Here is a 25,048-nt window from a genome sequence, read left to right as displayed (position 1 = left end):
CACTCGTTGACGATGGGATATTAACGAACACTCTTAAAGCGAGGAAACGACTTAAATATTACAACTCCTCCAATCAACATAAAAGTTGATCCTAAGCCAGTAAATATAACTGGAAGTAACCATAGATAGCTCCAAGAGTTAATCTTGGCAGAATCTGGTTTTTGAGGGCTGTATAAGACCTCTACTTGCTGACCTTTAGTAAATCCTGGTGGGTTGCTACCTGTATCCGATTCAAATACCTTTGTTTCTCCTGATTGTGTAGAGAATTTCACCACTGGATAGTAAACAGAAGAGGAGCGACCTTTACTATCAGTTGATGAACGTTGCACCAAATTAATGATTGTCCCTTGTGCTGGTATTGCCGTAGCAACAAAGGAATGAGTATTCAATCCAATCATAATACCTGTGACAGCAAATATACTGCCTATACCACCAAATACTGAACCAAACAGCCGCATAAATTTACTATCTTCATTCATATTGATAATCTTGATAACTCAGACAGAAACTTAATCAAAATTGCTGCAAACTTCGATTGCCACAAAATTTGATTGCTCAATACTTTATAATTCCCATTACAAAAGAAGGATTTCGTAAAAAGTTGTTTTTTTGGATAATTTGGGTTTATCTGCGTAATTACTCAGCTTTAAACACTGATACCAAATTGTAATCAAAAGTAGCAACTGTCATTGCGAGCGAAACAAAGTGGAGCGAAGCAATCTCCCTTAACGAAAGATTACTACAACAGAACGCAACTTGGTATGAAGAGCGATCGCCTGTTGGTCATGAGCAAAAATTCAGGCGATCGCTGTAAAATATTACTGGATTAGAAAAAAGAAACGTATTTTATTATACTGCTACCATTTCAAGTTCTGTCTTAGATAGAGTACCAAAAAAGTCGTAATGATCGAGCGCTTCCATAATTCCCCAGGCATACTGCCCTTGGGCAAAGTAAACTTGTGGATAGGCACGTAACTTTTCAATTTCTTGGCTGTAATTGCCAACAACCACACCCAACGTATTACCAGCTAGCATCGATTCATCATTACCCGATGCACCAGCCACTAAAAACCGTTTGATTGGTAACCCCCACTTCAAAGCACAATAACGAATAGCATCTCCTTTTGAAGCCCGGATAGGTAGCAGGTCAAGATACATATTGTGGCTATAAATACCTTTGACATGGAGGCGATGCTGTCGCAAATGACGCATGATTTCTTGGAAGCCGATGGATTTTTCTTGATCGATAAAGTAGCTAATCTTGAACTTCCCTTGGGCTTCTGGGGGTTGCAGCATCACTCCTGGTAGTTCCGCCATTGCTTGACGAATTTCCTCTGCTTGCCAACGATAGCTGATGTGTCTTTGCCAATTCATATCTGCAACTACTTGAGGGCCATAGTAGATTTCGCTACCTGTTGATACAATCAGCAAATCTGGCATTGGGAACCGATATTCTTCCAACATTTCTAAAGAAGTTTCTAGGTTGCGTCCGGTCGCAATCCCCACTCCAGTAGTATGGGCTTCATTATGCAGACGCTCGATTAACTTTTGCAGTGCAGTCTGGTCACCTAATAAAGTGTTATCGATTTCGCAAACAAGAAAACGATCTGCGGTTGGTAAGCGGTTTTTATCGGGTATGTTCCAATCAGGTTGTTTGGTTGCTAACGCTTGCCGCAGGGGACTGAGCATAGATTGGACTCTTCGTTGTGGCAATTGACGCACTTGTTCGAGATAGTGTTCTATGTGAGTATCCCAAGAGAAATTTGCCCGGACTCTATTCAAACCATTGCTAGACCAACCTTGCCATTTTTCGGTATCGGTCAACGCCGTTCGCAGAGCATCTTGGATCTGTTTAATATCGAAAGGATCAATTAGCAGACCATTGTCGCAAGCTGCCAGTATATCTCGCGGCCCACCATCGGATGTGGCGATAATTGGTACACCGCAGGCTGTAGCTTCGATTAAAGTCAAACCAAATGGCTCGGTTAATGCCGGATTGATAAAGACTCCCCGTGTTTTTGCAATCAGTCGATACAGTTCGGGTACTTCATCGGCGCTGTGGTGTTTGGGATAAGCGATATGCCCGTAGAGGTCGTAGCGGTCTATTAACTGAAAAATTTCGGTGAGTACCTGACGCGGCCCCGATTCCATCGTCGTGATGTCATCTCGGTTCCCCAACACTAGGACTAAGTTCGCTAGATGACGCAGATGTGGATCTTCACCAAAAGCCTTGACGAGAGTGCCGACATTCTTACGCATTGCTGGCCGAGAAATCGCCATAATAATTGGCTTTTGAGGATCTTTGAGAAATCGCTGTAATTCCTCATAGATGGGTGGTTCCTGCCAATTTTTAGGAACTGGGTAAAAGCGCTCAAGTACTACGCCTGGAGGAATCACAACCATCCGTTGCGGTTGATAGTGATCGTACATTCCGTACTGCTGCGTTACTTCTTGATTGGTACTGGCAATAATTAACGATGCACTAGCAAGCGTGGTTTCTTCAGCTTCAATTCTTGTTGTGATATGGAAATTATTTTCGATGGTTTCTGGTTTGGTTCCCTGTTCTAATAGTCGTATTTGCTTCACACGTCCGAGGGAGTGACCAGTATGTACAAGCGGAATACCTAACCAACCAGCAACTCGACAACCCACATATCCAGCATCAGCGTAATGCGTATGAATTACATGAGGTAATTTTCCGATTTGGCGCAGATGCCTGAGTAACTCATCTGCAAAGTTATCCAAATGCGGCCAGAGAACTTCTTTGCGGAGATAACGACGGGGGCCGCAGTTAAGGCGAATAATTCGAGCTTTGTCAGACAGGACTTCTACGGGTTGGGCGTAGTCGGGGCTAACTTTGGGATCGTTGACTAAACGAGTAACCAAATCTACGCGTTCTACTTGTGGGTTTTCAGCTAAGGCTTGAGCGAGTTCTAGCACATATTTTATTTGTCCGCCTGTATCAGCATCTCGTCCTAATTCTAGATTGTGTCCCCGAATTAACCCATGAACGCTGACTATTAGAATATACAGGCCTGAGCTATTTGACATTGTGCATTCCTCTATGTGACTGCATTACAGCCTAGGTACAGCATCTAATAAAGATGGCTGTTGACCGCTACAGGTAAATCAAAAATCTATACGAATCTTTGCAGATTATAAAACAGATTATCCATTACTAAGGCGATCGCTCTAGCTAGCTGAAGCTAGAGTTCAAAAGTAGAATTCATATCAATTCTTAATTCATAATTAAGAAGCGTCAGGTTTCATCTTGGTTTCTGGGTTTGCATCTGCCGCCTGATTTTGAAGAATTGGTATTATTGTCAATGAAATTTTTGTCAGCAAACGATGACTAATTTTTTTGCATACATAAAAATTAGATAGGCTCTTGCCTATCCCACAAGAAGAAATTCAAAGAATAATTTATGGCTTACGCTCAAAAGTTGGATTCCTGTCCCAGGCGATGCCTTCTCTTCGAGACGCTACGCGAACGACAAACGCACTTCTCTAGTTTCTAGCATGATGATTCCACGTGAAAAGCAGTCTTTAAAACGAAAGTTTTTTTATTTTTTATATAAATCGGTTTAACGTTCCCGTTCAGTAACGGCAGATTTCCTTCAAATCAGCATCAGTAAGTAACCTTATACCGTCCGCTGGCAACAGGGTTGTTATGCCGCCTCAACTTGAACTATATAGAGCGGTTTCTCCATTCATGTAGTTTGCTCCAGATCTTCGTAGATATACTGGGGATGGCTTGAATCTTGCTGCTAAAGCAAGTTTAACTATTGTCAATGATAGTGGTTACCTGTATGGATAGATTTGAAAATATATCGGTAAGGGGTTTTCGCCGTCTTCGGCAAGTCGATATTGAGATGAGAAATCTGATTGTTATGATTGGTGCGAATGGGGCAGGAAAAACCTCTTTCTTAGATGTTCTTTCAACACTAGCTGCTTCAGCCAATGGCAAGCTACAAGAGACATTGCAGTTTAAAGGTGGTTTAAACGAAATTTTGACTAGAGGCAAAGCGCAGGAACTCGAAATCGCAGTTTCAATGAAAGTGCCAGAAGAAGAACCTTTGAAATATGGTTTAACATTGTCTCCTAAAGGCTTATCTTATGAAATCAAAAATGAAACTTTAACACAGCAAAGAAATCCAAGTAAACCTGAGCCATTTAAGTACATTGAATCGCATAGATTAGACATTAAATATTTTCAGGAAGGTAGCGGGCTTTTAAGACCAAACTGGGAACATAATTATCTAGAAACATCGCTTTCCCAAGTTCCTAAGATGTATCGCGAGCCTGAAAACTTGAGAAAAATCCTTGCTTCTTGTACTTATTACGGGGCACTTGATGTTTCAGAGAAAAGCCCAATTCGTTTACCTCAAGCAATGCGTCCTGCAAAGCTGCCTGGTGCAAGTGGTGAAGATTTAGTTTCCTGCCTCTATGATCTTCGGGAAACTGATAGAGATCGCTTTGAAATGCTTGAAGATGTTATTTCTACAGCATTTCCAGATTTTGAGCGGTTAAACTTTCCACCAGTTGCCGCAGGAACTATCTCCATGACTTGGACAGATAGAAATTTCTCTGGGCCAATGTATGTGCATGAGCTATCAGAGGGAACACTGCGCTTCCTTTGGTTAGTTACTCTTCTGCAAAGCCAAAGCTTAACAACAATCACTCTGCTAGATGAGCCAGAAGTCAGTTTACATCCCGAACTTTTGAGACATTTAGTATATTTAATGAGAGAAGCTTCAAAACACACACAGCTTATAGTAGCAACGCATTCAGACCGACTGATTAGTTTTCTTGAACCAAAAGAGGTTCTAATTTGCGATTTGGAAGAAGGTGAAGCAAGGATGACTTGGGCTGATACGCTTGATCTGGATAAGTGGTTGGTAGATTACAGCCTTGATCAAGTTTGGGCAATGAATTTGATGGGTGGTCGTCCATGAACATTGCTATTTTGGTTGAAGGGGCTACCGAGGTAGCTTTTAGAGAAAAATTGCGTGAGTTTCTCCAAACTCGTTTAGGGCAAAAAATGCCAAGGCTCAAGTTTATTCCGCAAAATGGTCGAATTCCTAAAGAAGAAAAACTCAGGCGTGTAGTTGAAAATTTACTGACTGGCAATAGTGCTTATGATGCTGTAATTGCACTCACAGACGTTTATACAGGAATTAAGGATTTTCAAGATGCGGCTGATGCTAAAGCCCAAATGATGAATTGGGTTGGTAACAACCCCAAATTTTATCCACACACAGCACTGCATGACTTTGAAGCATGGCTTCTTCCATACTGGAAAACTATCCAATCCTTAGCAAAACATAATCGCTCTGCTCCTAGTGGTTTTCCGGAGACGGTGAATCACCAAAAACCTCCTTCCTACTGGATTAAGGAGATTTTCAAATCAGGAGGACGCCAAGACTATAATAAGCCTATTCATGGGGCAAAAATTTTGAAGGACAACGATCTGATGATTGCTATTCAGTCCTGTCCAGAACTAAAAGCTTTTGTAAATCGGATCATCTCTCTTTGCGATGAAGATCAAAAAATCCCTTAATTCTCAAGGTGCGGAGTAATGAGCAAATTTCATGTCTACTTCAGCAAAACCAAAAATTTAGTGCATCTACATAAAGAATTGGTATTAAATGTATAAAAATGGGATAGGCAACTTGCCCATCCCAGTAAAAAATTAAGTTATATCTGCAACCCTAAATTCTTAGGGTGAACTTTAGGTTCCAGAAGTCCAAGAATTGATGTACTCAATTTGGTCTGCTGTTAGGGTATCAATCTTAATTCCCAATGCTTGCAATTTCAGGCGGGCAATTTCTTGATCCACTTCTGTAGGAATTGAGTGCAAACCAGGTTCAAGCTTACCTTTATTCTTCACTAGGTATTCACAAGCCAAAGCTTGGTTAGCAAAGCTCATATCCATCACTGCACTAGGATGTCCTTCCGCAGCGGCGAGGTTGATCAAGCGTCCTTCGCCTAAAACAATCACTGATTTGCCACTTGGCAATCGATACTCTTCAGTAAAAGGACGTACTTGCTTAACTTCTTTAGCTTGAGCAGCTAAGTATTTCAAGTCAAGTTCAATATCAAAGTGACCGGAGTTACAAACGATCGCGCCGTCTTTCATCACATCGAAATGTTCAGCGCGAATCACGTGTTTGTTACCAGTGACTGTAATAAATAAATCACCTTGAGCAGCTGCTTCTGCCATTGGCAGCACACGGAAACCATCCATTACAGCTTCAATTGCCTTGATCGGGTCGATTTCGGTAACAATTACATTACCGCCAAGACCACGGGCGCGGAGTGCTGTACCTTTACCACACCAGCCATAACCAACAACGACAATGGTTTTACCAGCCAGCAGGATATTTGTAGCGCGGATAATGCCATCGAGGGTTGATTGCCCAGTACCATAGCGATTATCAAAGAAGTGCTTGGTGTCCGCATCGTTGACGTTGACTGCGGGGAAGGTGAGAACGCCATCTTTGAACATGGCGCGTAGCCGAACAATTCCGGTTGTGGTTTCTTCGGTAGTGCCAATCAAATCGGCAATTTGATGTTGACGTTGTTGAACTAGGGTCGCAACCACATCGCTACCATCATCAATAATGATGTTGGGGCGGTGGTCAAGAGCAATTTGGACGTGGCGGTTATAAGTTTCGTTATCTTCGCCTTTTTGCGCGAAAACGGGTATTTCATGATCGACAACGAGGCTAGCAGCTACGTCATCTTGAGTTGATAGGGGATTGCTGGCAATCAAAATCGCATCTGCACCACCAGCTTTGAGCGCGATGGCTAGATGTGCTGTTTCGGTTGTGACATGGGCACAAGCCACTAGACGCAGCCCAGCAAAGGGTTTTTCTTGGGCAAAGCGATCGCGGATTTGCCGCAATACTGGCATCTCGCGTCCAGCCCATTCAATACGCTGTCTTCCCAAGGGAGCTAGGGCGAGGTCTTTAACCTCGTGCTTTAATCGGGGAGAAGTTGCGGTCATCAAGAATTTCCTCAAAAAAGTCAAAAAAGGTACGTAAGACTTACGTACTTTACTAGATTATTCCACGACTAGCAATTTTTGGTTGTAATCTCTAGCCAATGGTTCTTTGAACTAGCTTGGCGTTTGATCATGGTAATGTCAACGTCACGCTGCCTTCTTTGTTTTAATTTATTTTTTATCAAAGTAATATCAAAAAATTCTTTAATTATTGCCATTTAGCAATTAATGTGTTTTGCATCTATCTAAAGATATAAAAAACGCAAAAGGCCAAAAATATATCATCTGAAGGGAGAGACTAAACTTTAGATAGGTACATTTACCCAAAATTATTTTGCAGGATGGCTGGAGAAGTACCCAACATTAAATTTTACTCAAGGAGGTGTTTGAGTGCGCTTTCAATTTTTGGCGATGTCTATCAACAAGCCGTTGCACGTTTTCGCAAAGCAGACCCTACAGCCAGAAGCTTCTAAGCAAGCTCGTAACTCGCCTTTGAGTTGCAGTGTAATTGGGGCGATTGCCTTTGGCAGCGTGCTTCGCGCGATCGCAAGTTCAATGGTGATAGGCGTTGTATCTATACCAAAAACTACAGCCCAGATGCCCTTATTACCTAACATGCAAGCTCCAAGCAATGTGAGTAATGAGTCAGATAATAGAATTGTTTCTGGCTGGATTTATTTAGATGGTCGTCAGCTATTTCAGATAACAGCAACCAGAAGTAATATTTCTGAACGTTTAGAAAACATCCATCAGAATTTGGCTCAAATTCGCCGAAATTACCTTCAGTCACCACAAACAAAAGTCAACGTGCAAATTCGGCCGTTAAACGGATTACCAGTAATTGAGGTCAACGGCAGATACCTGATGACTGTCACTTCTGAAGATGCCAGACTGCAACAGGTAGATCCTTTCACATTAGCAAATCAAATTAAAGACGAATTACAGAAAGCCTTGCCAAGGGCAAAGCAAGAGCGGGAAGCTGAGTTTTTAATCGACCAAGGTAAAATAGCTGCTGGTATTGGATTGGTAATAATAGCCACGAGTTGGGGAGTATATTGCTGGCAGCGTCGTTCAAAACACGATTCAATACATCCGATTCCATCAACTTCGCAAAAAGCTCAACCAATTACAACTCAACTAAATCAACAACAACATCGGCATTTACAAGAAGCCAAAAAACGGCTATTTCAGCTAACTCAAGCTGGAATTTGGGGAACTGGAACGTTCATCATCTTGGGTTTATTTCCCTACACGCGAGTATTGCAGGTAGCAATTATCTCAGCTGCCCAAGTTCCTTTGAGATTGGGTGTTGTGGCATTGGGAACTTATGTAGTTATTCGACTCAGCTATGCTCTGATTGACCGCTTTACCTCCACTTTGATCAGCAGTGGTGCTTTATTTAAATCAGAAACTTCTGAACGTTTGCAACTACGAGTTTCTACGTTTTCTGGTGTGACTAAAAGTATTGTCACTGTTGTCTGGATAGGAGTTGGGATCTTGCTGTCCCTGGTCTCCTTGGGTATAGATATTATTCCTTTGTTGGCTGGTGCTGGTTTAGTTGGTGTTGCCGTTTCTCTAGCCTCGCAAAACTTAATTAAAGATGCGATTAATGGTTTTCTAATTATCCTCGAAGATCAGTACGCGCTTGGCGATGTGATTAATGTAGGAGATGTGGGGGGTTTAGTAGAAAATCTCAATTTGCGGATGACCCAAGTTCGAGATGCAGAAGGGCGCTTAATCACAATTCCCAATAGTGAAATCAAAATTGTTGCTAATCTTTCTAGCCGGTGGTCTAGAGCCGATTTAACGATTCCTGTTGATTACCAAGCCAATGTTGACGAGGCCATAAAATTGATTGGCGCTGTTGCCTTGGAGATGGATGAAGATTCACAATGGCAACAACAAATTCTGGAAACACCTAAAGTTTTAGGAGTCGATAACTTTGGCGATCGCGGTTTAATTATTCGTGTTTGGATTAAAACACAGCCTCTCAAACAATGGGATGTGGCGCGAGAATATCGCCGTCGTCTAAAAATCGCCTTTGACCAAGCCGGAATTACGATTCCTGTACCTCAACAAGCAATTTGGGTTAATGATGTCCAATTGCTGCACTCTCAGATGGATGGCAAAGCTAATTAGTATGGGGATTGGGCATAGGGCATAGGGTACTGGGTAATAAACCACAGATAAACGCCGATTCAGACCGATATTTATCTGTGTGCATCTGTGTTTATCTGTGGTTCTACATACAACACACAGATATAAATGCTTTACAAGCCATGCTGCTTAAACCATGCCTTCAAGCGCCGCCAACCATCTTTAGCCTCTTTTTCACGGTAAGAGGGGCGATAATCAGCAAAAAAAGCGTGGGGTGCATCAGGGTAGACGACGATTTCAGATTTACTGCTGCTGGACTTTAAACGATCGCGCATCTGTTCTACAGTATCGAGGGGAATACCCGTATCCTTGCCGCCATAAAGTCCGAGAACGGGAACGTTTAATGTAGATGCAATATTGATGGGATGCTGGGGTGTCAGTTCAGTGACATCGCCTACTAATCGTCCATACCATGCCACGCCTGCTTTGACTTGAGGATTGTGTGCTGCGTACAGCCAGGTAATACGACCACCCCAGCAGAAACCCGTAATTCCTAACCTATTGGCATTTCCCTTAGCTGATTTCACAGCCCAAGCGGTTGTAGCGTCAAGATCGGATAGTACCTGAGCATCTGGCACTTTGGCTACTATTGGGCGAATTTCTTCTATATTGCTTAATTTTGAGACATCACCCTGACGCACGAATAGTTCTGGAGCGATCGCCACGTACCCCAACTTGGCAAAACGACGGCAGATATCTTGAAGATGCTCATGTACGCCAAAAATTTCTTGAATCACCAAGACAATCGGAAAATCTGCACCTTTTGCAGGCATTGCTCTATAAGCAGGAATTTCACCATCTGCAACAGGAATCTTTACCGCACCAGCTACCAACCCCTTAGCATCAGTGGTGATGACTTTGGCAGATACGGGTTGCACGGCGAGGGCAAAACCCGTAGCAATAGTGGCAGATGTGATAAATTGGCGGCGCGTTATTTCTTTCATGATCTTGACCTCGATCTATCCGTCCTTGATCTTACGTTGGGAAGCCGCCCTACTATGGACAAAAGTTATATGTATCAGTTGGTCAATGTAATTGATTGATAGTGCTAGCTTTACTTAAACTTGATTTGATCTGCTTCTAGGTAGACGATTTGGTTTTTAAGTCCTTGAGCTTCAGTAGCAGTTAAACCCTTCCATTGCTTTTGAGCTTGTTCTACACTTGGCGCTGGTTTGAGTACACCTACTAGATCTAGCGTCTGTCCTGGTTTGACAACAACTTTCTTTTCAGCAGTTCCGGCGTCTAAATTGGGAGCTAAAACTACAAACACTCGTTGAGTATTATTTGCACCAACCCAGAAAGTGCGATCGCCTACTACGCTTTGAACTTTTGCGTTTGTCAACTGCACTCCTCTATTTATAAGCGATTGTCTATTTGCAGTAGTATTAATGATTGCTAAATCACTTATTGGTGCAGTAGGAACTACAACAGTTGTTGCTTGCGGAGTAGGGCTGATGATAACGGTAGTTGTTGGTTGCGGTGTAGCAGTAACAGTTACGGTAACCGTTGGTTGTGGCGTGGGAACGACAACAACATCAGGTTGTTCTGCTGTTGGGGCACAAGCACTAAGGCTACCTGCGAATAGTGCTAGAACTGTTGCTTTACTCAACCATGATTTTTTACTTACTAAATCGCTGTTACTTTGCATAATAATCCAACCGTACTTGTGACTATGTATTTAACTATTAAGTAAGTTAATAGTAATTTTATTTGATTATTAAAAATTACCTGAATAGGCTTAGTCTAAATAATTAGAAGACGATTTTGCTTCTATCTAATGGAATAGTAAATTTATCCATTATACTTTTCCATAGAAATGTCCTTGCGATCGCCTTTGGCGCTGCGCTCTGCACAATCGCAGCCTTGAGTACAAACACTGCAAGTTAGAACCGTACAGCATAAAAATAGATAAACAAACTGAAAATAGTATCGAACTTTGTTATTTAAATGCTTTTTTCAAAGGATATTTTTAAACCTTCAAATCATTTAAAAATTTTTTACTCCTCAGCAAACTATCTTTTGCTGAAATACCTAAATTACTCAAAGTGCGATCGCTTTTGGTACAAATTTTTCAAGAGAAAAGCCTTTGTTTAACCATCTTAAGTACAAATGTACTATAATAGATAGTATAACGCCTCAAAGCCTGGTTAAGCGCAAAATGGCTCTGTGGCAGCTTTCTGGAAGATTGATTTAACGGTTAGTTTTATGATCAAGCACTACATTCTCAACCTCAATCCAACTGCCAAGCATGAATGGGATCGGTGTATCTTACGTGATCCGCTAACTGCGAAACGTCCAGATATTGCCAAGTTAGTTGCAGAAGCGGTTGGTGCTGATACAGGCAGTTATTTGGTGAGTGTGAATATCGAAGTTCAAGTATTGGAGCAAGCTGCTGTACCGCAAGCCGAACAACTATCGCTGTCTTTTCCAGAAGTGGCTGTACAGTCTCAATTCAGGGAAGTGGCGTAGTTAAAAAGACAAACGAGCAATTACTTGAAAATGCCAAATTTTGATTTTTTTTGCTCCTCATCTTCAACCATTATAACTGATTTAAATTGTCAAAATTTTTGCTGAGGAAGATTTGATGATCCAACTGAGTCATTATCCAGCTGCAATTACACAAGCTGCCCAACGGGTGAATGAATTAGACTCTCAGTTGATGGCAGTTCAGCAGCAAATTAACCGATTTGAAGGAAATGCCGATCGTGTCGCTGCTTTTGATATGGATTTAAAAAACGATGCTCAACGCAAGGCTCGTCGTTTTGAAGTCCTACTAGTAAATCAGGAATATCAAAAGGCGATGGATATGCTGCTTCAATTAACTGCTGACAAAGCGAATGCGATCGCTCATTTAGAATATCTGCGTAATCAGTTTAGTGTAGCTAAATTAGAAGCGCGATTAGCTATTGCCCAACAACTGACTGATTTTGAATCTCGTGAATTAGTAGGTTTGTAGTTATATCAGCAATCTCCCAGGCTTGATACTGGATTTATCCAAATTATGCCTGGGCTAAAAACACATGAAGTTTTTAGCAATATTTAATTGCTATAGCAATCCCAGATGGGTTACGAAAATTGCTTTTTTATCGAACCGCATAGACGCGGAGCGGCTACTCTACCCTTTGGGAACGGCTTCGCCGAACGAGAACGCTTTCAGCGAACCCGCAGGGTAGGACACAAAGAACGCTAACAAAGAAGGAATAAAGAATTTTAGGAATGATTTAAGGCTGCTATATTAAACTTAGACGCTAATAGTTGAGTGATTTGCTGATTAATATTTGTCACATCAAAACGCTGAGTGGCAATATATTTAGCATTTTTAGCCATAATTGTAATATTCTCTGTTTGATGAAGGCAGAGATTAATTATTTGTGCTAGTTCTTGCGGTTCTCCTGGTTTAACTAAAAAACCATTGATACCCGGTTCTACTAATTCCATTGCGCCCCCAGCTTTGGTTGCAACTACAGGCTTTCCACATAGCATAGCTTCTACAATTACTCTACCAAAAGGTTCTGCGGCAGTAGATGTATGAGCAACTAAGTCACAAGTTGCCATTAACTGGGGAATATCAGAACGAAATCCTAAAAATTTAACTCTTGTTTCCAACTCCAAAGCAGCAACTTGTTGGTGTAATTGTTGAACATAATCTTGTTCGCCAAATAGTGCATCACCAACTAAAATTGCTGTTACTTGTGGGGGACATTGGGCAAGTGCATCAATTAAGATATGCTGTCCTTTCCAAGGTGCAATACGGCTGAAGTGTCCGACTACAAATTTTCCTTCTAGTCTTAATTTGTGTTGCAATCGCCTCACCTCAAATTCGCAGGTTTGATAAACTTTCGGTTCAAAACCGTTATAAACAACTGCGGTGAGATCTCGATGTCCTCCTGCTTGGATAAAGGCTGTTTGACTTGCTTGAGAATTGGCTATTACTAATGATGCAAAACGATTGGCTAAGGTAACAGCAAGGCGGCGGTTAGTTTGGCTAAAATGTTCTTTTGAAAGAATATCATGCAAATGATAAACCAAAGGACGACGGGCAAAAAAGCTAGCTAGTGCGCCTATAACTAATGCTTTTTGGGTATTGGCATAGATTAAATCATATTCACGGGCTTTTTTTACTACTTTAATTATTAGAGGTATTAGCTGTTTTAAGCTGCCTAATCCTTTTAGGAAACTACTAGATTTATAAACTTGGATTGGTTGAGTTGCGAGAACTTCTACTGGAATTTGATGTTGCTGGAGTAAACTTTTAAATGACCCATCTGCAAATAATCCCACAAGAGCGCGATCGCCATAGGGTTTAGCAATATCTATTAAACATAATTCTGCACCTCCTGGTTTACCACTTTGGTCTAAAAATAAAATTTTCATAATATCTACTCCTTAAAAACTCTAGAAACTTAAGACTTACACATCCGCAATTAAAAAAAGAGCTTTCCGTTCGCGCAGCGTGCCCAAAGGGCTTAGGACTTATGCTTCCCTACGGTCTGACGAAGTTAAGTTATTATTGCGTAAATACTGTAAATTATTTAGATTTCTTGATTTTTAGCTATTTCATGCTCAAATAAACAAGACAATGAGTTATGTGATTAGCTTACACAGACAAAATTCTCTTTCCCAATCCCCAATCACTGTTCGCTTTAAGCTAGTAAAACTTGCCGTACTTGCTGGGCTATTTTATGCCAATCAAAAGATGTAACAGCATACTGATGGCAAGCTTGTCGGGAAGGAATAAAAATCTTTCCTAGTAGTACTTTTTCTAATTTTTCGGCAATAGCTGATGCTTCAGGCGATGTAGTAATTAAATCCGGTGAAAAGGGTGCTAAAATTTCTGGCATTCCGCCTACTGGAGTACATAAAACGGGAGTACCACAAGCAAGCGATTCTACTACTGCTAATCCAAAGCCTTCAAAAGATTGGCTAGGCATGATTGTCAAGTCAGCAGCTTGATAAGCTAAAGGTAATTGCTCATCAGGGATAAAACCTAAAAATTTAACGTGGTCTTTTAACCCCAATTCGATAGCTTGTTGTTGTAGTGTAGCTTGGATATGACCACGACCGGCGATCGCCAGCCAAAAATCAGGGATTCTTGGTTTAATTATTGCTAGTGCTTGTAACAATTTATCAAGCCCAACTCGATGCACTAAGCGGCGAGATGTAAATAATATCCGGCGATTATCAGGCCAGCCTAATTTTGTACGGGCCTCTTGAGGTGATAAGCTTAGTTGAAATTTGTTAATATCAACTCCACCAGGAATAATGTTAATTTTACTCCAAGGAATTTGATATTGTTGATGGAGGATATTGCCAAACGCTTTGCTGAGAACGATAAAGCGATCGCAGCGGTTATAAGTGGTTTGTTCAATCAGCCGTCGCTTGAGAAAACCACTGAGTATTTGATTACTTATCTCCTGCTGACTCTCAGATGCCCAAGGGCCATGAAAGTTAAAAGTAATTGGCACTTTCTTGGGCAAGAGATCCAAAATAGGAAAGCTATATAATGCAAAATGCAGATTAATAGCATCCGGTTTGCCTACTCTTGTTTTTTGAAAGTTATTACGAATAGACCACAGCCGTTGCCAAATTGCGCTATCTGGAGAAGCCAAGTTAGTTAACTTTATTGGCACATCTAGTTCAGTTTCTGGTAAACCTACTCCACATAATTCAACTTGGTCTTGATTAGCTGCTAATTTATGCGTTAATTCATAAATATATCGTTCCAACCCTCCAGGTGTTTGGGGAAACCAGCCCATTCCTAGAGTGAGGATAGATGCAGATGCTGAAGCGAAATTTTCTTTACTATCTCCCACTTAATTTGCTCCTATGATTTGTTGAGCTTGCCTTTGTCAGTTTTTGCCCTAAGCTCAACTACTGTTTTTTAATTCGACACTCAATTGCGGTTGCTAGTACTTATACTCTGCTCTTTCCTACATCATCAGTACTTTAGCTTTGGCTTGGATGAAGATTTTCTAGCCAAGTACAACCTAATAAAACCTAACTATAACAGCATTTAAATATAGATAAAATCACTAATAATTAATCTTTTCAGCTTTAATACTCAGTTTTAAACTATTTATATGCCACTGTCAACAAGGACAGTAAAACCTGTAACTTTATTAACTACATAATACTAGTATTAATGAATATTTTACTTTTTGAGTAGCCATTATCCTAATTTGTTTACATTACCTTTTAAAGATTATTTTGTAACAATAGGCGTAGAATGTCAGATTTACATCAAAGAATTCTGTATAGAGATTTACTATTTTTCTAATTAATGAAGTAAATCTAATCACTTTAGTAATACGAGTGTAAAAATCTTGATATTTAAATTTAAAAATGCGTGTGTTTTTTATAAACTTTCTGTAAATAGTAATTTTTTTAGACCAATACTTTGTTATTTATGTATATATTCTGCTAAAAGTAAATTACCTATCAGGATTCATAACTTTTATTCTCGGCTAGAAAATCTGAAGTAATTAAGCGCAAAATCAACGTAATAGTCCAAAGTAGTTAGCATTTTGTAGTTAAAAATCAGATTGCCGAGGTTTTGCTGATTAATTTATATTTGCGCTGACCTAGTTAAGAATGTAAGTTATCAGCTAATTTTCGTTAAAAATAGCAGAGTATAAAGCAATGCTATACGCTTAAGTAGTAATTTTGCTTCTAATTACTAACTATTATGCTGTGAAATTTATTATCAGCATCAAAGAATGATCGCTTCAAAGAAATTTTAAATTTGGCAACTGTATGAAAAAGACTTTACCGGAAAATTTTGGCAAAATTTGCCACAAAGTTAACCAATACATCAAAAAAATATTTTCCAAAAGGAAAACTGTTACATTTTTACTTTGTCTAACTATTGGATTAATTTTTAGCCCTCTGGGAACAACAGCACGCTGGACTGTAAGTGGAACAACTGCAACCGCCTACAAAACATCTTGGATAGGTAATAGTTTTGGTGGTGGAAAGTATTGGGTTCAAAACAATATAGAGGCAATGTATGTTGCTCCTAATGGCACAGTATATACAAATAGCATTTGGGATGAAGCAGGAAGAGAAGCCGGAATATATAAAGATGGCAATATTATTGGTTTAGCTGAAGACACTCACGGATGGAGCCGTAGCGGTGGTAAAGCTGTGACAGCCAATAATAAATATGTTTACCTTGCCATAAATCAAGGATCGATTGGCAAAACAGATAAAGATTATCCTCCAGATGGCACAACTTGGTACTGTGTTAGACGCTATGACTTGTCTGGGAAAACTGCGCCGTTTGCTGGGGGACGTGGCTGGGATAAAAGTATGTTAATTACTAGCAATAAAAGTGAGGTGACTGGATTAGCAACTGCGGGAAAAGAATTATATGTGAGTAGTTCTGCTGCTAATCGCATTCGCGTCTATAGTACCGAAACGATGAAAGAACTTCGCAACTTCACTGTTGCAAAACCAGGAGCAATAACTGTTGATAAGCAAGGTAATTTATGGATTATCCAAAGCAAAAATGGTGGTAATCCTGCCAAGATTTTGCATTATTCTCCAAATGGAAAATTATTACCCCAACAAATTACAAATCTTGTTGAACCAACAGCGATCACTGTTGATCGTCAAGGTAAACTTTTAGTAGCAGAAAATGGGCCGCTCCAACAAATATTGATTTACAACATCACAGGTAAGCCAGCACAGGTTGGAACTTTTGGTACTAAAGGCGGTATTTATGCGGGTAATCCTGGAGAAGTCCAAGATTTGAAACTTTACGGGATTACGGGAGTAGGTACAGATGGCGCAGGTAATATCTATATAAATAGTAATGGTTTCAATAAATCAGGAACCGATTTAAGGAAGTTCTCACCTTCAGGAAAGCAAATATGGCAATTGTTGGGATTGCTATTTGTAGATAATGCGGATGCTGATCCTCAAACTGATGGCGTTGATGTCTTCACAAAACAAGAACACTTTGTGATCGACTACAGCCAGCCTACTGGTAAGCAATGGACTTACAAGAATTACACTGTAAATCCTTTCAAATATCCTCAAGATCCACGTCTGCATACATCTCCAGATGCGACATTTGTGCGCCGCATCCAAGGTAAGCCATTTTTATTTCTCAAAAATATGTATGGCAGCTTTTTGCAAATTTATCGTTTTGATTCAACCAAAGATAGCAAAATTGCCATTCCATCGGGAATGTTTGTCGGTACTCATGGCGAAGGTAAAAAATCAATAGCTGGCAATTGGCCACCGCATCAACCAGATAAAGGAGAATGGATCTGGCGCGATCGCAACGGTAATGGCGCTTTTGACAACGATGAGTATGATATCAGCGAAGATTATCCTTACTTCGGGGGATGGTGGGTAGACAGCAAAGGAGATGTTTGGAAAACCTTGCGGACTCAAGATGGCATTGGTATCCGACACTATCCTTTACAAGGACTAGATGAACATGGCAACCCCATCTATAGCTATAGTTCAATGCAAAAGCAAAAGACTCCCAGCATCTTCACTGATATACGCCGGATCGAGTATATTCCTGAATCCGATACGATGTATTTGTCAGGCTTCACTGTAGACCACCCTGCAATCGGTGACGATACTGGCGTCGTTGGGTCTGAAATTGTACGTTTTGACAATTGGAGTCAAGGAAATCCTACTCCCCGTTGGCGGATTGTTGTTCCTCATGACACCACCGGAAAACGCGAAGTATCTACCGCAGCAATGAGTGTAGCGGGAGACTATGTGTTTGCTGTGACATTTAAAACAGCAGAAGTATATGTTTACAACGCAGCCACAGGAGCGCAAGTACAACAGTTAAAACCCGGCCCTGAAGTTGCAGGTGAAAGTGGCTGGATTGATATCCCCTACGGTATCCGTGCTTTTCGCCGTTCAAATGGTGAGTATGTAGTGTTTGTTGAAGAAGATTGGAAAGGAAAAGTAATTATGTATCGCCTAATGAAGTCATCTTTAGCTAATTTATAAAACAACTCTCGTAGTGAGGAATTTAGCCTTCAAAAACAGGGCTTTAATCCTGACTACAAACTCATAATTATATCCAGTCCGGTGTTCTAAATCTGCAAACTAAAGTTTTGACACCGAACATCTAATATCATGTCCGGTTAAACACTTGTAATTGCGAACGAAGTGTAGACGCGGAGCGGCTTCTCGTTCGCGTAGCGTCTCCGACAGGAGAAGAGTAGCAATCGTAGTATTAGAGATTGCCAACCATTGCCTTTGTGTCGTCCGGCGATCGCTACTGTAGCAGGAATGTATAGCCGTAAAGGAATTGCAGACTTAATTGCAGCATTCGTCAAAGTTTTTCCTTTAAACATTGATACAATTATTAGCCTTAAGATAATTACAAAAATAGGCGTTTTATTCCCAGGTTCATTAATATGGGATGAAACGCCTTTCCTTAATTCGTAATTCATGATTCAAAAAATATTTGCAATACATCAATAATTTGCCCTCACCCTCTCTCCGAGACGTAGAGAGGAGGCGGAGATTAAATTCCCCTTCTCCCGATTTTGGGAAAAGGGGTTGGGGGATGAGGGGTTTTGCATGGTATGACTTTGCCCTAAAGTTGACACAGGTGAACGCCCGTTGTGCCCCTACCTGTGTGCTTCATTTACCTAAAAAACTCTGTAATTACGAGTTAGTATTCCACCTCAATCTATTGCGTTAAAAGCATTTATAAACTGATTTTGAGGCATATTAGACACAGCAGAGCGAACTACATTAATAAAGTTTTGGGCGTAACGTTGCGTAGAAAAATCAAGGGCGCGTTGCCGTGCTGCTATTGCGATATTACGAGTCATTTCTGGATTGTCAAGATAGCGCAGAATCGCGATCGCCAGCACATCCGCATCACCGTAAGGAGTTAATAGACCATTGACGCCTTCGGTAATGATTTCAGTTGGGCCGCCAGCATTACCAGCAATTACAGGTTTACCCAATGCCATCGCCTCAATGATCACAATACCAAATGGCTCTTTATCCGACGCATGAACAACTATATCCATTGCTTGCATCCATTCTGGAATGTTGCGCTGTAGCCCAACCATAAAAACGCGATCGCTCAATCCCAATGTTGTAATTTGTTCTTTCAAAAAGTCTTCATATTCTGGTTCTAAATCGTGCTTACCGCCAACTATTACACAATTGGCATCAGGATATCTCTGCAAAATTTGAGGCATTGCTTCTATCAGAACGTGCATACCTTTCCATCGTTGCAACCGTCCCACAATTCCAATCAACGGCCCATGTAACGGTAAGCCCAATTTCAGCCGCGCTTCCATCGGTGAAGGTAACACAGCAGGCTCAAATCTATCTAAAGCGACACCAGGATATACCAGAGGAGTTGGTCTGTGCGGCCAAATCCGTCCTTGTGCTTCCTTGCCATCTTTTGAGAGAGTTACTATGGCCCTAGCTGGCAATAAAGTGGCAAGCCGCACCAAAAAAGACTGAGCATTAGGCACTTCCAGTTGATACCATACCGAAGGTATCCCAGCTGCGATCGCTGCAAGTCCTCCATATAGGTGAGTAATCCACATCCAATTGGCGATCGCATCTGCACGTTCTCTTTTGGCTATAGAAGCTATCTGAAAAACAGTTGAAATAAAACGGTTAACATGGCGTAGGCGTCCACTTTCGATAACTCGTGTGTCAATACCGAGTGACCTTACCTGTTCCACCATTGGGCCATTTTCTAGAAATATCGCTAACCATTCGATACCTGCTTGACGTCCCTGTTGCATTAAATCCCAAAACATCATTTCACCGCCGCCTCGTTGTTCAGCCAGCGGCATAATTGCGATAACTTTCATAATTTTTTCCTTAATTTAAATACTCTCAATAGCTAGTACCGCTACCCAGAATCTCAAAATATAAAACTTTCTATATTGAAAATTTTGAGGTATCTTGTGATAATTAGGTTTATTTACGTGTCCACTTTACTATATATAAATAAACAACGGTTAGTACCGTTAATTTTTGACTGTTAGCAATTAATTTTCAACAGATAACACACTCAAAATTTATTCTTAATTATACACATTTACTTAATTCCATGATGCTCATAGTATTTATGTGCTGCCATAGCCATAGCCAAAAATCCCCAAAGAATCATACCTGCCACACTCAGCATCCCACTACCAATAATTAACTGGGCACAAGAACTGATACCAATGGCACGAGAAGCACTTACAAAACTATCGAAACGAGCTTCCCTATATTTACTAACATTGACAATCATCAACATTAACCCACCAATATAAAAAATTGCCCCAAACCAACCAAGAGTGAAAAACATATCTAAAATGCCACTGTCAATTACAAATACTTCTATTTGTCCTGTTTTTTCATTAACTTTCCAGATATTTCCTAAGCCATTACCTAAAACATTAGAAAGCGCTATACCCAAGTTTCTGTCATAGCTTCCCGACCTATCCTTAAAGCTGTTATCTTCTTGTAAATTGGAAAAACTTTCCAAACGATCTGTTACAACCTCAGAAATTGGTTCAATGGTTGTTAAGGGCACAACACATACTGCCATCACTAAAATTATGGTAATTAAGCGCATTTGAATCCGCGCCTTGACTGAACCCATAATTATAATTACGCCTAATAACCAGCCGCCCCAGTTAGTACGTGCTTGTGCTAATAAAAATGATAAATAGCCTACAGCTGAGGCCGGAAAAATTAAATTTCCTGAGCTAGTAAATAATAACAATAGACCAGCCTGCATAACAGAACCAAAAGGCCCGACTGAGTGCAGAGTACTCCATACACGCATTCCAAAAGGTACAGGATCTCCAGAACTGCTAAACATTTTTGATTCTATAAGCCAGTATTTATCCCACTCAGGAGCCACAACAAATTGATATACGCCATAAGCTCCCGTAATTAACACACACCAAAGAAAGGTGTTCTGAATATGCTGGCGATAACTAGGATAATCTCGCCAGTTAACAAATAAATGAAAAGCAAAGATAATGGGACTGAGCCAATCTAGAAGTCCACGCGCTACAGGGATAGGTGCGTTATAAATCAGACCAACCAAGAAACCATAAAACACTCCAATAAAAGCCAAAATAAAAGGTAAACCCCCCATGCGTAGGGCGTTGGGTAGATACCGCCAAAAAGTTGCTATAGTGACAAAAACTACTAAGTATGGGGCTATGAGAATCTGGCGGGTAGCGTCCCAACCAATTCGATAGTCAACCAAACGAGCAATTAAGGGCGTGAGAAACCATATCCACCAGGTGAAGCCGATGTAGAGAATGGGATGCCGCAAGTATAGAAACACACCAACAGCCAAAGCTGTTACCGGATAAACTAGGCGCAACATACCAGCAGCGCCAGTAAAATAGCAGCTTATTGTCAGCAATACGAAGCCCAGAATTACAATCCAAGCTTGTGCAGCTCGTTCTTGAGGAGAAAAGTCTTCTTGTAAAAAACTATTGAAAAGTAACTGCTTAGAAGTCATTCAATTTTAGATTTAATTGTCTTGAAAATGGGGAACAGGGAATAGTAAGAAATAGGGCTGGCAATGCCTACCTTTTCAATACAAAATCAATTTGATATAGATTTATGCAATTCATTATCAAGAGATTCAATTTTGAATTGCTGATATGTCTGCCATCCCTGCCAACGCCCACGCAAAGATGCCAAGCACTTTTTACCTGCCAGTTGCCCTTGGCTGGGTAAAAGTCTCAGCCATTGTACTAAGCCCAAACTATCTCGTGTACCGACTAATACTGCCCATAATAAAAAAACAACACGGCGTATAGATGGCAAATGGTCTAGTAAAACTAGAGTTTCATTATGGACTAAGTTAACAAAGGCAATTTCGTTAAAATTATTTCGTTGATCCTCATCAAAACGTTGTGCCGGATAGTGATCTACAGCAACTTGAGGATCGTAAATTATCTTCCATCCAGCCCGCTTTAAAGCTAGGGTGAATGCCATTTCAAAATGTACCTGCGCTCCTGTACCTCTCATCCGCTCATCAAAGCGCAATTGTGCGATCGCCTCTTGCCGAAAGCTCATGTTCACTCCCTTGAGAACATCAACTTCGCGGGGTGCGCCGACTCCCAGGTGATGGTTACCAATGACTCGCCCAAACCACTGCAACTTACCAACTAGCTGACGAGAATCATCTAGTAACTTGTTGCCTTGGTGTACCCAATCACGCCCACCTACGCCGCCAATGCAACTATCTGACATAAAATGAGCGGTGATTTTCTCTAACCAATCAGGGCGAGGAGCAGCATCATCATCTGTAATTGAAACTATGTCTCCTACCACTTCTGCCAATCCAGCGTTGAGTGCTGCTACCACACCCGGAAGGGACACTTTCACCAGATGCAGTGGTATTTGCGGGTGAAATTGGGCAAGGAATTGCCAAGTTTCCGTATCGGTATCACGGACAACTACTATTACTTGATCAACTGGTTTAGTTTGCGCTTGTAGCGCCAAAAGGCAGCGACAGAGATCTAGAGGACGGCGATAGGTTGGGATGAGAACAGTGTTCTTCATTCTTGGTTAACTCCTCGAATAGATCCACATAGGTTTGTGCCATAGTAGCCCAGCTATATTGTTCAGCCACAGCGCGAGCTGCCTTGCTCATTTGCTGCATCAAAGCGCGATCGCTCACCAAAGACAACAGCGTTGCTGCTAAAGCATTGGTATCATCAGAATTGGGCAAAACCACCCCACATTCTGGCGTTACCAATTCTGCACCTCCGGTTGCAGTGGCAGTAATGACGGGTAAACCAGAGGCGAGGGCTTCTAATAATACGAGGGTGCAAGCTTCATAACGGGAAGGAAATACAAATAAATCTACCGCCCGCATAATTTCGGCAATATCACGGCGATATCCCAAAAAATGCACTCGCTCGTTTAGCCCTAAAGAAGCTGCTAGCTGGGGAAAGGGGCTACCTTCGGTGTCGCCTACAACCGCTAAATGTAAGTTAGGAACTTTCGCTAAGGCATACAGCACTGTATCTAAGTTCTTTCTGGAAGTGCGGATGTCTCCAGCAAACATTGCCAGAGTTACATTCTCTGGCAAACCCAATTTTTGACGAGTAGCCACACCAGGAGCAAACTCTGTCAAATCAACGCCATTAACAATTACCTGAATGCGAGAACGGGGTACGCCTATGTCTACTAATTCTTGCGCTACTTTCTCAGACACAGCTATGATGATTTTCGCTTGTTGAAACGCTTGTTTTTCCCAACTGGCATTCAAAGCCGTATACAGCCACTGATAAAAACCATAAGCATCGCGGCGGGTGCGGGAAATATGCACAGGCGATCGCAACCAAGAACTGTGTACAAAATGTACGGCGTTCACATCTGCTGATGTTTTGGTAATCGCTCCATTAACTTTAACTAAATCAATATCAGCACGATATTTTTGCAACCAGTCTGCACTTTTTTGAGCAAATACAAAATTACGAATAAATTCAGTAGGAAATTTTTGGACTGGAATTTCAATCCAGTTAACTTGACTATTATCTTTTAATTCCGGTGCGACTTCGCTTGCCAATAATGTGAGGTAATGACCACGACGAATTGCTTCCTTGGCAACCTCATAGTTGACTCGTCCTTGACCATCACCTTTTTTAACTGTGTGGGTAACAATACAAAGCTTCACATACCACCTTCTTGATTAATTAATAATTAATAGGCTTCTAGTAAGAATCCCAAATAAAGTTAGCTGCAAAAACAAATACACCCAGATAAACATAAATAATTTATTGGTGTGCATTCTTGGATATCTGTGCTTTTTGCTCATCAAACTGAATTTTGTAAGAGGCTTAATTCTAGGATTTTGCTAATCCTAATAATTGATTGGCTAAAGGTTGCGGAATAAAACTGAGAGCCAGTGCTGTTATAGTTCGCAAATTAAATTTTTGCTTGTTCAGCACTTGCCAAAGATAAGGACGTGCTACATCTGTCTGTTTACTTCGTAGTAAGCCAATAGCCAAAGTTGTATTAGCTTCTAACCATTTTTGCTGAAAGAATGGTTTAAATTCTTGCAAGCGGGTATCTTCCATCCAGAGTTTATAACAAAATAATTCGCTTTTGGCTTTACGAATTTTTGCCTGAACATCTCGATAACCACTAAGCATTGTATCAGTTTGCTCATGGGCCCGATATTGCGTCAATCTTTCTGGATAATAGTAAGCCCCATAACCCGATATGCAACAGAGGTAAGTTAAATACAAATCCCACATACCGCCAACTTCTGGAGGAATATCATCCCAATTTATAAATTCGTTGCGAATTACACAAGCGGCGGCTGTGGGGATGCTTTTATTTACTAAACCAATTTTATAGAAATCTTTATAAGCTCCTTGTGCCAATTTATGTCTTTGGAAACCGCGTGTATTCTCTTCTGTACCAGAATAGTTAATTTTGCCTTGAGCATCTATGATGTATTGGTCGCAAAAAGCTAAAATTAATTCTGAATCAGCTTCTAGAATTGGCACAAGTTTTTTTAAAAAGTCTTCATTCCATATATCATCGTCATGGAGACTTGCAATGTATTTACCTCTAGCAATTTTAAAGGCATACATCTGATTAGCAATCATACCTATATTTTGCGGTTGTCGCCAAAACCGGATGCGTGAATCACCAAAAGATTCAACAATACCTAAAGGATTTTCGGGGCTACAATTATCAGAAACAATAATTTCAATATTCTGGTATTTCTGTTTAACAGCACTAGCGATCGCTTGCTTAAGATACTCTGGCCGATTGTAAGTTGGGATAACTACGCTAACTAGCGGTTGTGGTAATTCAGAATTAATAAACATAAGTTTTATTAGGTAAAATATTGCAAAAAAGTTAGTAGTATGGTGGCATCGCCTACCCGAAGTT

20 protein-coding genes and 1 pseudogene are annotated in these 25,048 nt (G+C 40.8%); 9 read left to right on the top strand and 12 right to left on the bottom strand.

The annotated features are described in order from the left end of the window. Positions 1–20: 20 nt before the first annotated feature. The gene (locus AC5JL8_RS13675) at positions 21–479 is read right to left on the bottom strand and encodes a DUF3592 domain-containing protein (protein WP_495880312.1); all 459 of its coding nucleotides are present in this window, start codon (positions 477–479) and stop codon (positions 21–23) included. Between the two features lie 210 nt (positions 480–689). Here AC5JL8_RS13675 and AC5JL8_RS13670 point away from each other — a divergent pair, with 210 nt between their 5' ends. Then, a complete protein-coding gene (locus tag AC5JL8_RS13670) occupies positions 690–830 on the top strand; it encodes a hypothetical protein (RefSeq protein ID WP_495880311.1) in 141 nt (46 codons plus the stop codon). A gap of 19 nt (positions 831–849) precedes the next feature. Here AC5JL8_RS13670 and AC5JL8_RS13665 read toward each other — a convergent pair whose 3' ends face one another. Continuing rightward, positions 850–3,051: an HAD family hydrolase gene (locus tag AC5JL8_RS13665; RefSeq protein WP_495880310.1), complete on the bottom strand. Its 2,202-nt coding sequence runs from the start codon at positions 3,049–3,051 to the stop codon at positions 850–852. A gap of 758 nt (positions 3,052–3,809) precedes the next feature. Between AC5JL8_RS13665 and AC5JL8_RS13660 the strand changes: the two genes are divergently transcribed. Continuing rightward, positions 3,810–4,955: an AAA family ATPase gene (locus tag AC5JL8_RS13660; RefSeq protein WP_495880309.1), complete on the top strand. Its 1,146-nt coding sequence runs from the start codon at positions 3,810–3,812 to the stop codon at positions 4,953–4,955. After that, a complete protein-coding gene (locus tag AC5JL8_RS13655; protein WP_495880308.1) occupies positions 4,952–5,560 on the top strand; it encodes a DUF4276 family protein in 609 nt (202 codons plus the stop codon). The genes AC5JL8_RS13660 and AC5JL8_RS13655 overlap by 4 nt, the downstream gene beginning before the upstream one ends. A 171-nt stretch (positions 5,561–5,731) precedes the next feature. Here AC5JL8_RS13655 and ahcY read toward each other — a convergent pair whose 3' ends face one another. Beyond that, complete coding sequence (gene ahcY, locus AC5JL8_RS13650) at positions 5,732–7,009, bottom strand: adenosylhomocysteinase (RefSeq protein ID WP_495880307.1); 1,278 nt, start codon at positions 7,007–7,009, stop codon at positions 5,732–5,734. 552 nt (positions 7,010–7,561) lie between these two features. Between ahcY and AC5JL8_RS13645 the strand changes: the two genes are divergently transcribed. Continuing rightward, complete coding sequence (locus AC5JL8_RS13645) at positions 7,562–9,145, top strand: mechanosensitive ion channel family protein (protein ID WP_495880497.1); 1,584 nt, start codon at positions 7,562–7,564, stop codon at positions 9,143–9,145. A 131-nt stretch (positions 9,146–9,276) separates the two neighbouring features. Here the strand turns inward: AC5JL8_RS13645 and AC5JL8_RS13640 are convergent, their stop codons facing one another. After that, positions 9,277–10,107 (bottom strand): dienelactone hydrolase family protein, encoded by an 831-nt coding sequence (locus AC5JL8_RS13640; protein ID WP_495880306.1) that lies wholly within the window; start codon positions 10,105–10,107, stop codon positions 9,277–9,279. A gap of 110 nt (positions 10,108–10,217) precedes the next feature. Further along, positions 10,218–10,811, bottom strand: a complete 594-nt coding sequence (locus AC5JL8_RS13635; protein WP_495880305.1) for a hypothetical protein — start codon at positions 10,809–10,811, stop codon at positions 10,218–10,220. Between the two features lie 557 nt (positions 10,812–11,368). Here AC5JL8_RS13635 and AC5JL8_RS13630 point away from each other — a divergent pair. The 3 genes from AC5JL8_RS13630 to AC5JL8_RS13620 all read left to right on the top strand — a co-directional run bounded on the left by AC5JL8_RS13630 (position 11,369) and on the right by AC5JL8_RS13620 (position 12,353). After that, entirely contained in the window at positions 11,369–11,632 is a 264-nt protein-coding gene (locus AC5JL8_RS13630; RefSeq protein WP_495880304.1) for a hypothetical protein, read from the top strand. A 115-nt stretch (positions 11,633–11,747) separates the two neighbouring features. Next, positions 11,748–12,119 (top strand): hypothetical protein, encoded by a 372-nt coding sequence (locus AC5JL8_RS13625; protein ID WP_495880303.1) that lies wholly within the window; start codon positions 11,748–11,750, stop codon positions 12,117–12,119. Positions 12,120–12,224: 105 nt separating this feature from the next. Beyond that, positions 12,225–12,353, top strand: coding sequence for a hypothetical protein (locus tag AC5JL8_RS13620; protein ID WP_495880302.1), 129 nt, complete (start codon positions 12,225–12,227; stop codon positions 12,351–12,353). Between the two features lie 20 nt (positions 12,354–12,373). Here AC5JL8_RS13620 and AC5JL8_RS13615 read toward each other — a convergent pair whose 3' ends face one another. Together AC5JL8_RS13615 and AC5JL8_RS13610 are read right to left on the bottom strand one after the other, a co-directional pair. Beyond that, positions 12,374–13,537, bottom strand: a complete 1,164-nt coding sequence (locus tag AC5JL8_RS13615) for a glycosyltransferase family 4 protein (RefSeq protein WP_495880301.1) — start codon at positions 13,535–13,537, stop codon at positions 12,374–12,376. A gap of 269 nt (positions 13,538–13,806) precedes the next feature. Further along, positions 13,807–14,919 carry a glycosyltransferase family 4 protein gene (locus tag AC5JL8_RS13610; RefSeq protein WP_495880496.1) on the bottom strand — a complete coding sequence of 371 codons (1,113 nt, stop codon included), beginning with the start codon at positions 14,917–14,919 and terminating at the stop codon, positions 13,807–13,809. Between the two features lie 997 nt (positions 14,920–15,916). Here AC5JL8_RS13610 and AC5JL8_RS13605 point away from each other — a divergent pair. Next, positions 15,917–18,142 (top strand): NHL repeat-containing protein, encoded by a 2,226-nt coding sequence (locus AC5JL8_RS13605; RefSeq protein ID WP_495880300.1) that lies wholly within the window; start codon positions 15,917–15,919, stop codon positions 18,140–18,142. A 228-nt stretch (positions 18,143–18,370) separates the two neighbouring features. Further along, a pseudogene (locus tag AC5JL8_RS13600) lies at positions 18,371–18,478 on the top strand (glycosyltransferase); the annotation flags it as partial. Between the two features lie 350 nt (positions 18,479–18,828). Here AC5JL8_RS13600 and AC5JL8_RS13595 read toward each other — a convergent pair. The 5 genes from AC5JL8_RS13595 to AC5JL8_RS13575 all read right to left on the bottom strand — a co-directional run bounded on the left by AC5JL8_RS13595 (position 18,829) and on the right by AC5JL8_RS13575 (position 24,984). Continuing rightward, on the bottom strand, positions 18,829–19,986 hold the full coding sequence (locus AC5JL8_RS13595) for a glycosyltransferase family 4 protein (RefSeq protein WP_495880299.1): 1,158 nt from the start codon (positions 19,984–19,986) through the stop codon (positions 18,829–18,831). A 230-nt stretch (positions 19,987–20,216) separates the two neighbouring features. Continuing rightward, entirely contained in the window at positions 20,217–21,647 is a 1,431-nt protein-coding gene (locus AC5JL8_RS13590) for an O-antigen ligase domain-containing protein (protein ID WP_495880298.1), read from the bottom strand. Between the two features lie 86 nt (positions 21,648–21,733). After that, positions 21,734–22,699 carry a glycosyltransferase family 2 protein gene (locus AC5JL8_RS13585; RefSeq protein ID WP_495880297.1) on the bottom strand — a complete coding sequence of 322 codons (966 nt, stop codon included), beginning with the start codon at positions 22,697–22,699 and terminating at the stop codon, positions 21,734–21,736. Continuing rightward, positions 22,617–23,819 carry a glycosyltransferase family 4 protein gene (locus AC5JL8_RS13580; protein ID WP_495880296.1) on the bottom strand — a complete coding sequence of 401 codons (1,203 nt, stop codon included), beginning with the start codon at positions 23,817–23,819 and terminating at the stop codon, positions 22,617–22,619. Before AC5JL8_RS13580 ends, AC5JL8_RS13585 begins: the two co-directional genes overlap by 83 nt. Positions 23,820–23,988: 169 nt before the next feature. Then, positions 23,989–24,984 (bottom strand): glycosyltransferase family 2 protein, encoded by a 996-nt coding sequence (locus AC5JL8_RS13575; protein WP_495880295.1) that lies wholly within the window; start codon positions 24,982–24,984, stop codon positions 23,989–23,991. Between the last annotated feature and the right edge of the window lie 64 nt (positions 24,985–25,048).

The sequence above is a fragment of the Mojavia sp. genome, from assembly GCF_059505145.1.
This window is presented reverse-complemented; position numbering and strand designations above follow the sequence as displayed.

Bases quoted from the DNA above. Each gene is read 5' to 3' on its own strand.
- AC5JL8_RS13620 (WP_495880302.1), top strand. From the start codon at position 12,225: ATGGGTTACGAAAATTGCTTTTTTATCGAACCGCATAGACGCGGAGCG.
- AC5JL8_RS13605 (WP_495880300.1), top strand. From the start codon at position 15,917: ATGAAAAAGACTTTACCGGAAAATTTTGGCAAAATTTGCCACAAAGTT.
- AC5JL8_RS13615 (WP_495880301.1), bottom strand. From the start codon at position 13,537: ATGAAAATTTTATTTTTAGACCAAAGTGGTAAACCAGGAGGTGCAGAA.
- AC5JL8_RS13660 (WP_495880309.1), top strand. From the start codon at position 3,810: ATGGATAGATTTGAAAATATATCGGTAAGGGGTTTTCGCCGTCTTCGG.
- AC5JL8_RS13645 (WP_495880497.1), top strand. From the start codon at position 7,562: ATGGTGATAGGCGTTGTATCTATACCAAAAACTACAGCCCAGATGCCC.
- AC5JL8_RS13640 (WP_495880306.1), bottom strand. From the start codon at position 10,107: ATGAAAGAAATAACGCGCCGCCAATTTATCACATCTGCCACTATTGCT.
- AC5JL8_RS13595 (WP_495880299.1), bottom strand. From the start codon at position 19,986: ATGAAAGTTATCGCAATTATGCCGCTGGCTGAACAACGAGGCGGCGGT.
- AC5JL8_RS13630 (WP_495880304.1), top strand. From the start codon at position 11,369: ATGATCAAGCACTACATTCTCAACCTCAATCCAACTGCCAAGCATGAA.
- AC5JL8_RS13610 (WP_495880496.1), bottom strand. From the start codon at position 14,919: ATGGGCTGGTTTCCCCAAACACCTGGAGGGTTGGAACGATATATTTAT.
- AC5JL8_RS13590 (WP_495880298.1), bottom strand. From the start codon at position 21,647: ATGACTTCTAAGCAGTTACTTTTCAATAGTTTTTTACAAGAAGACTTT.
- ahcY (WP_495880307.1), bottom strand. From the start codon at position 7,009: ATGACCGCAACTTCTCCCCGATTAAAGCACGAGGTTAAAGACCTCGCC.
- AC5JL8_RS13585 (WP_495880297.1), bottom strand. From the start codon at position 22,699: ATGAAGAACACTGTTCTCATCCCAACCTATCGCCGTCCTCTAGATCTC.
- AC5JL8_RS13655 (WP_495880308.1), top strand. From the start codon at position 4,952: ATGAACATTGCTATTTTGGTTGAAGGGGCTACCGAGGTAGCTTTTAGA.
- AC5JL8_RS13575 (WP_495880295.1), bottom strand. From the start codon at position 24,984: ATGTTTATTAATTCTGAATTACCACAACCGCTAGTTAGCGTAGTTATC.
- AC5JL8_RS13635 (WP_495880305.1), bottom strand. From the start codon at position 10,811: ATGCAAAGTAACAGCGATTTAGTAAGTAAAAAATCATGGTTGAGTAAA.
- AC5JL8_RS13675 (WP_495880312.1), bottom strand. From the start codon at position 479: ATGAATGAAGATAGTAAATTTATGCGGCTGTTTGGTTCAGTATTTGGT.
- AC5JL8_RS13665 (WP_495880310.1), bottom strand. From the start codon at position 3,051: ATGTCAAATAGCTCAGGCCTGTATATTCTAATAGTCAGCGTTCATGGG.
- AC5JL8_RS13625 (WP_495880303.1), top strand. From the start codon at position 11,748: ATGATCCAACTGAGTCATTATCCAGCTGCAATTACACAAGCTGCCCAA.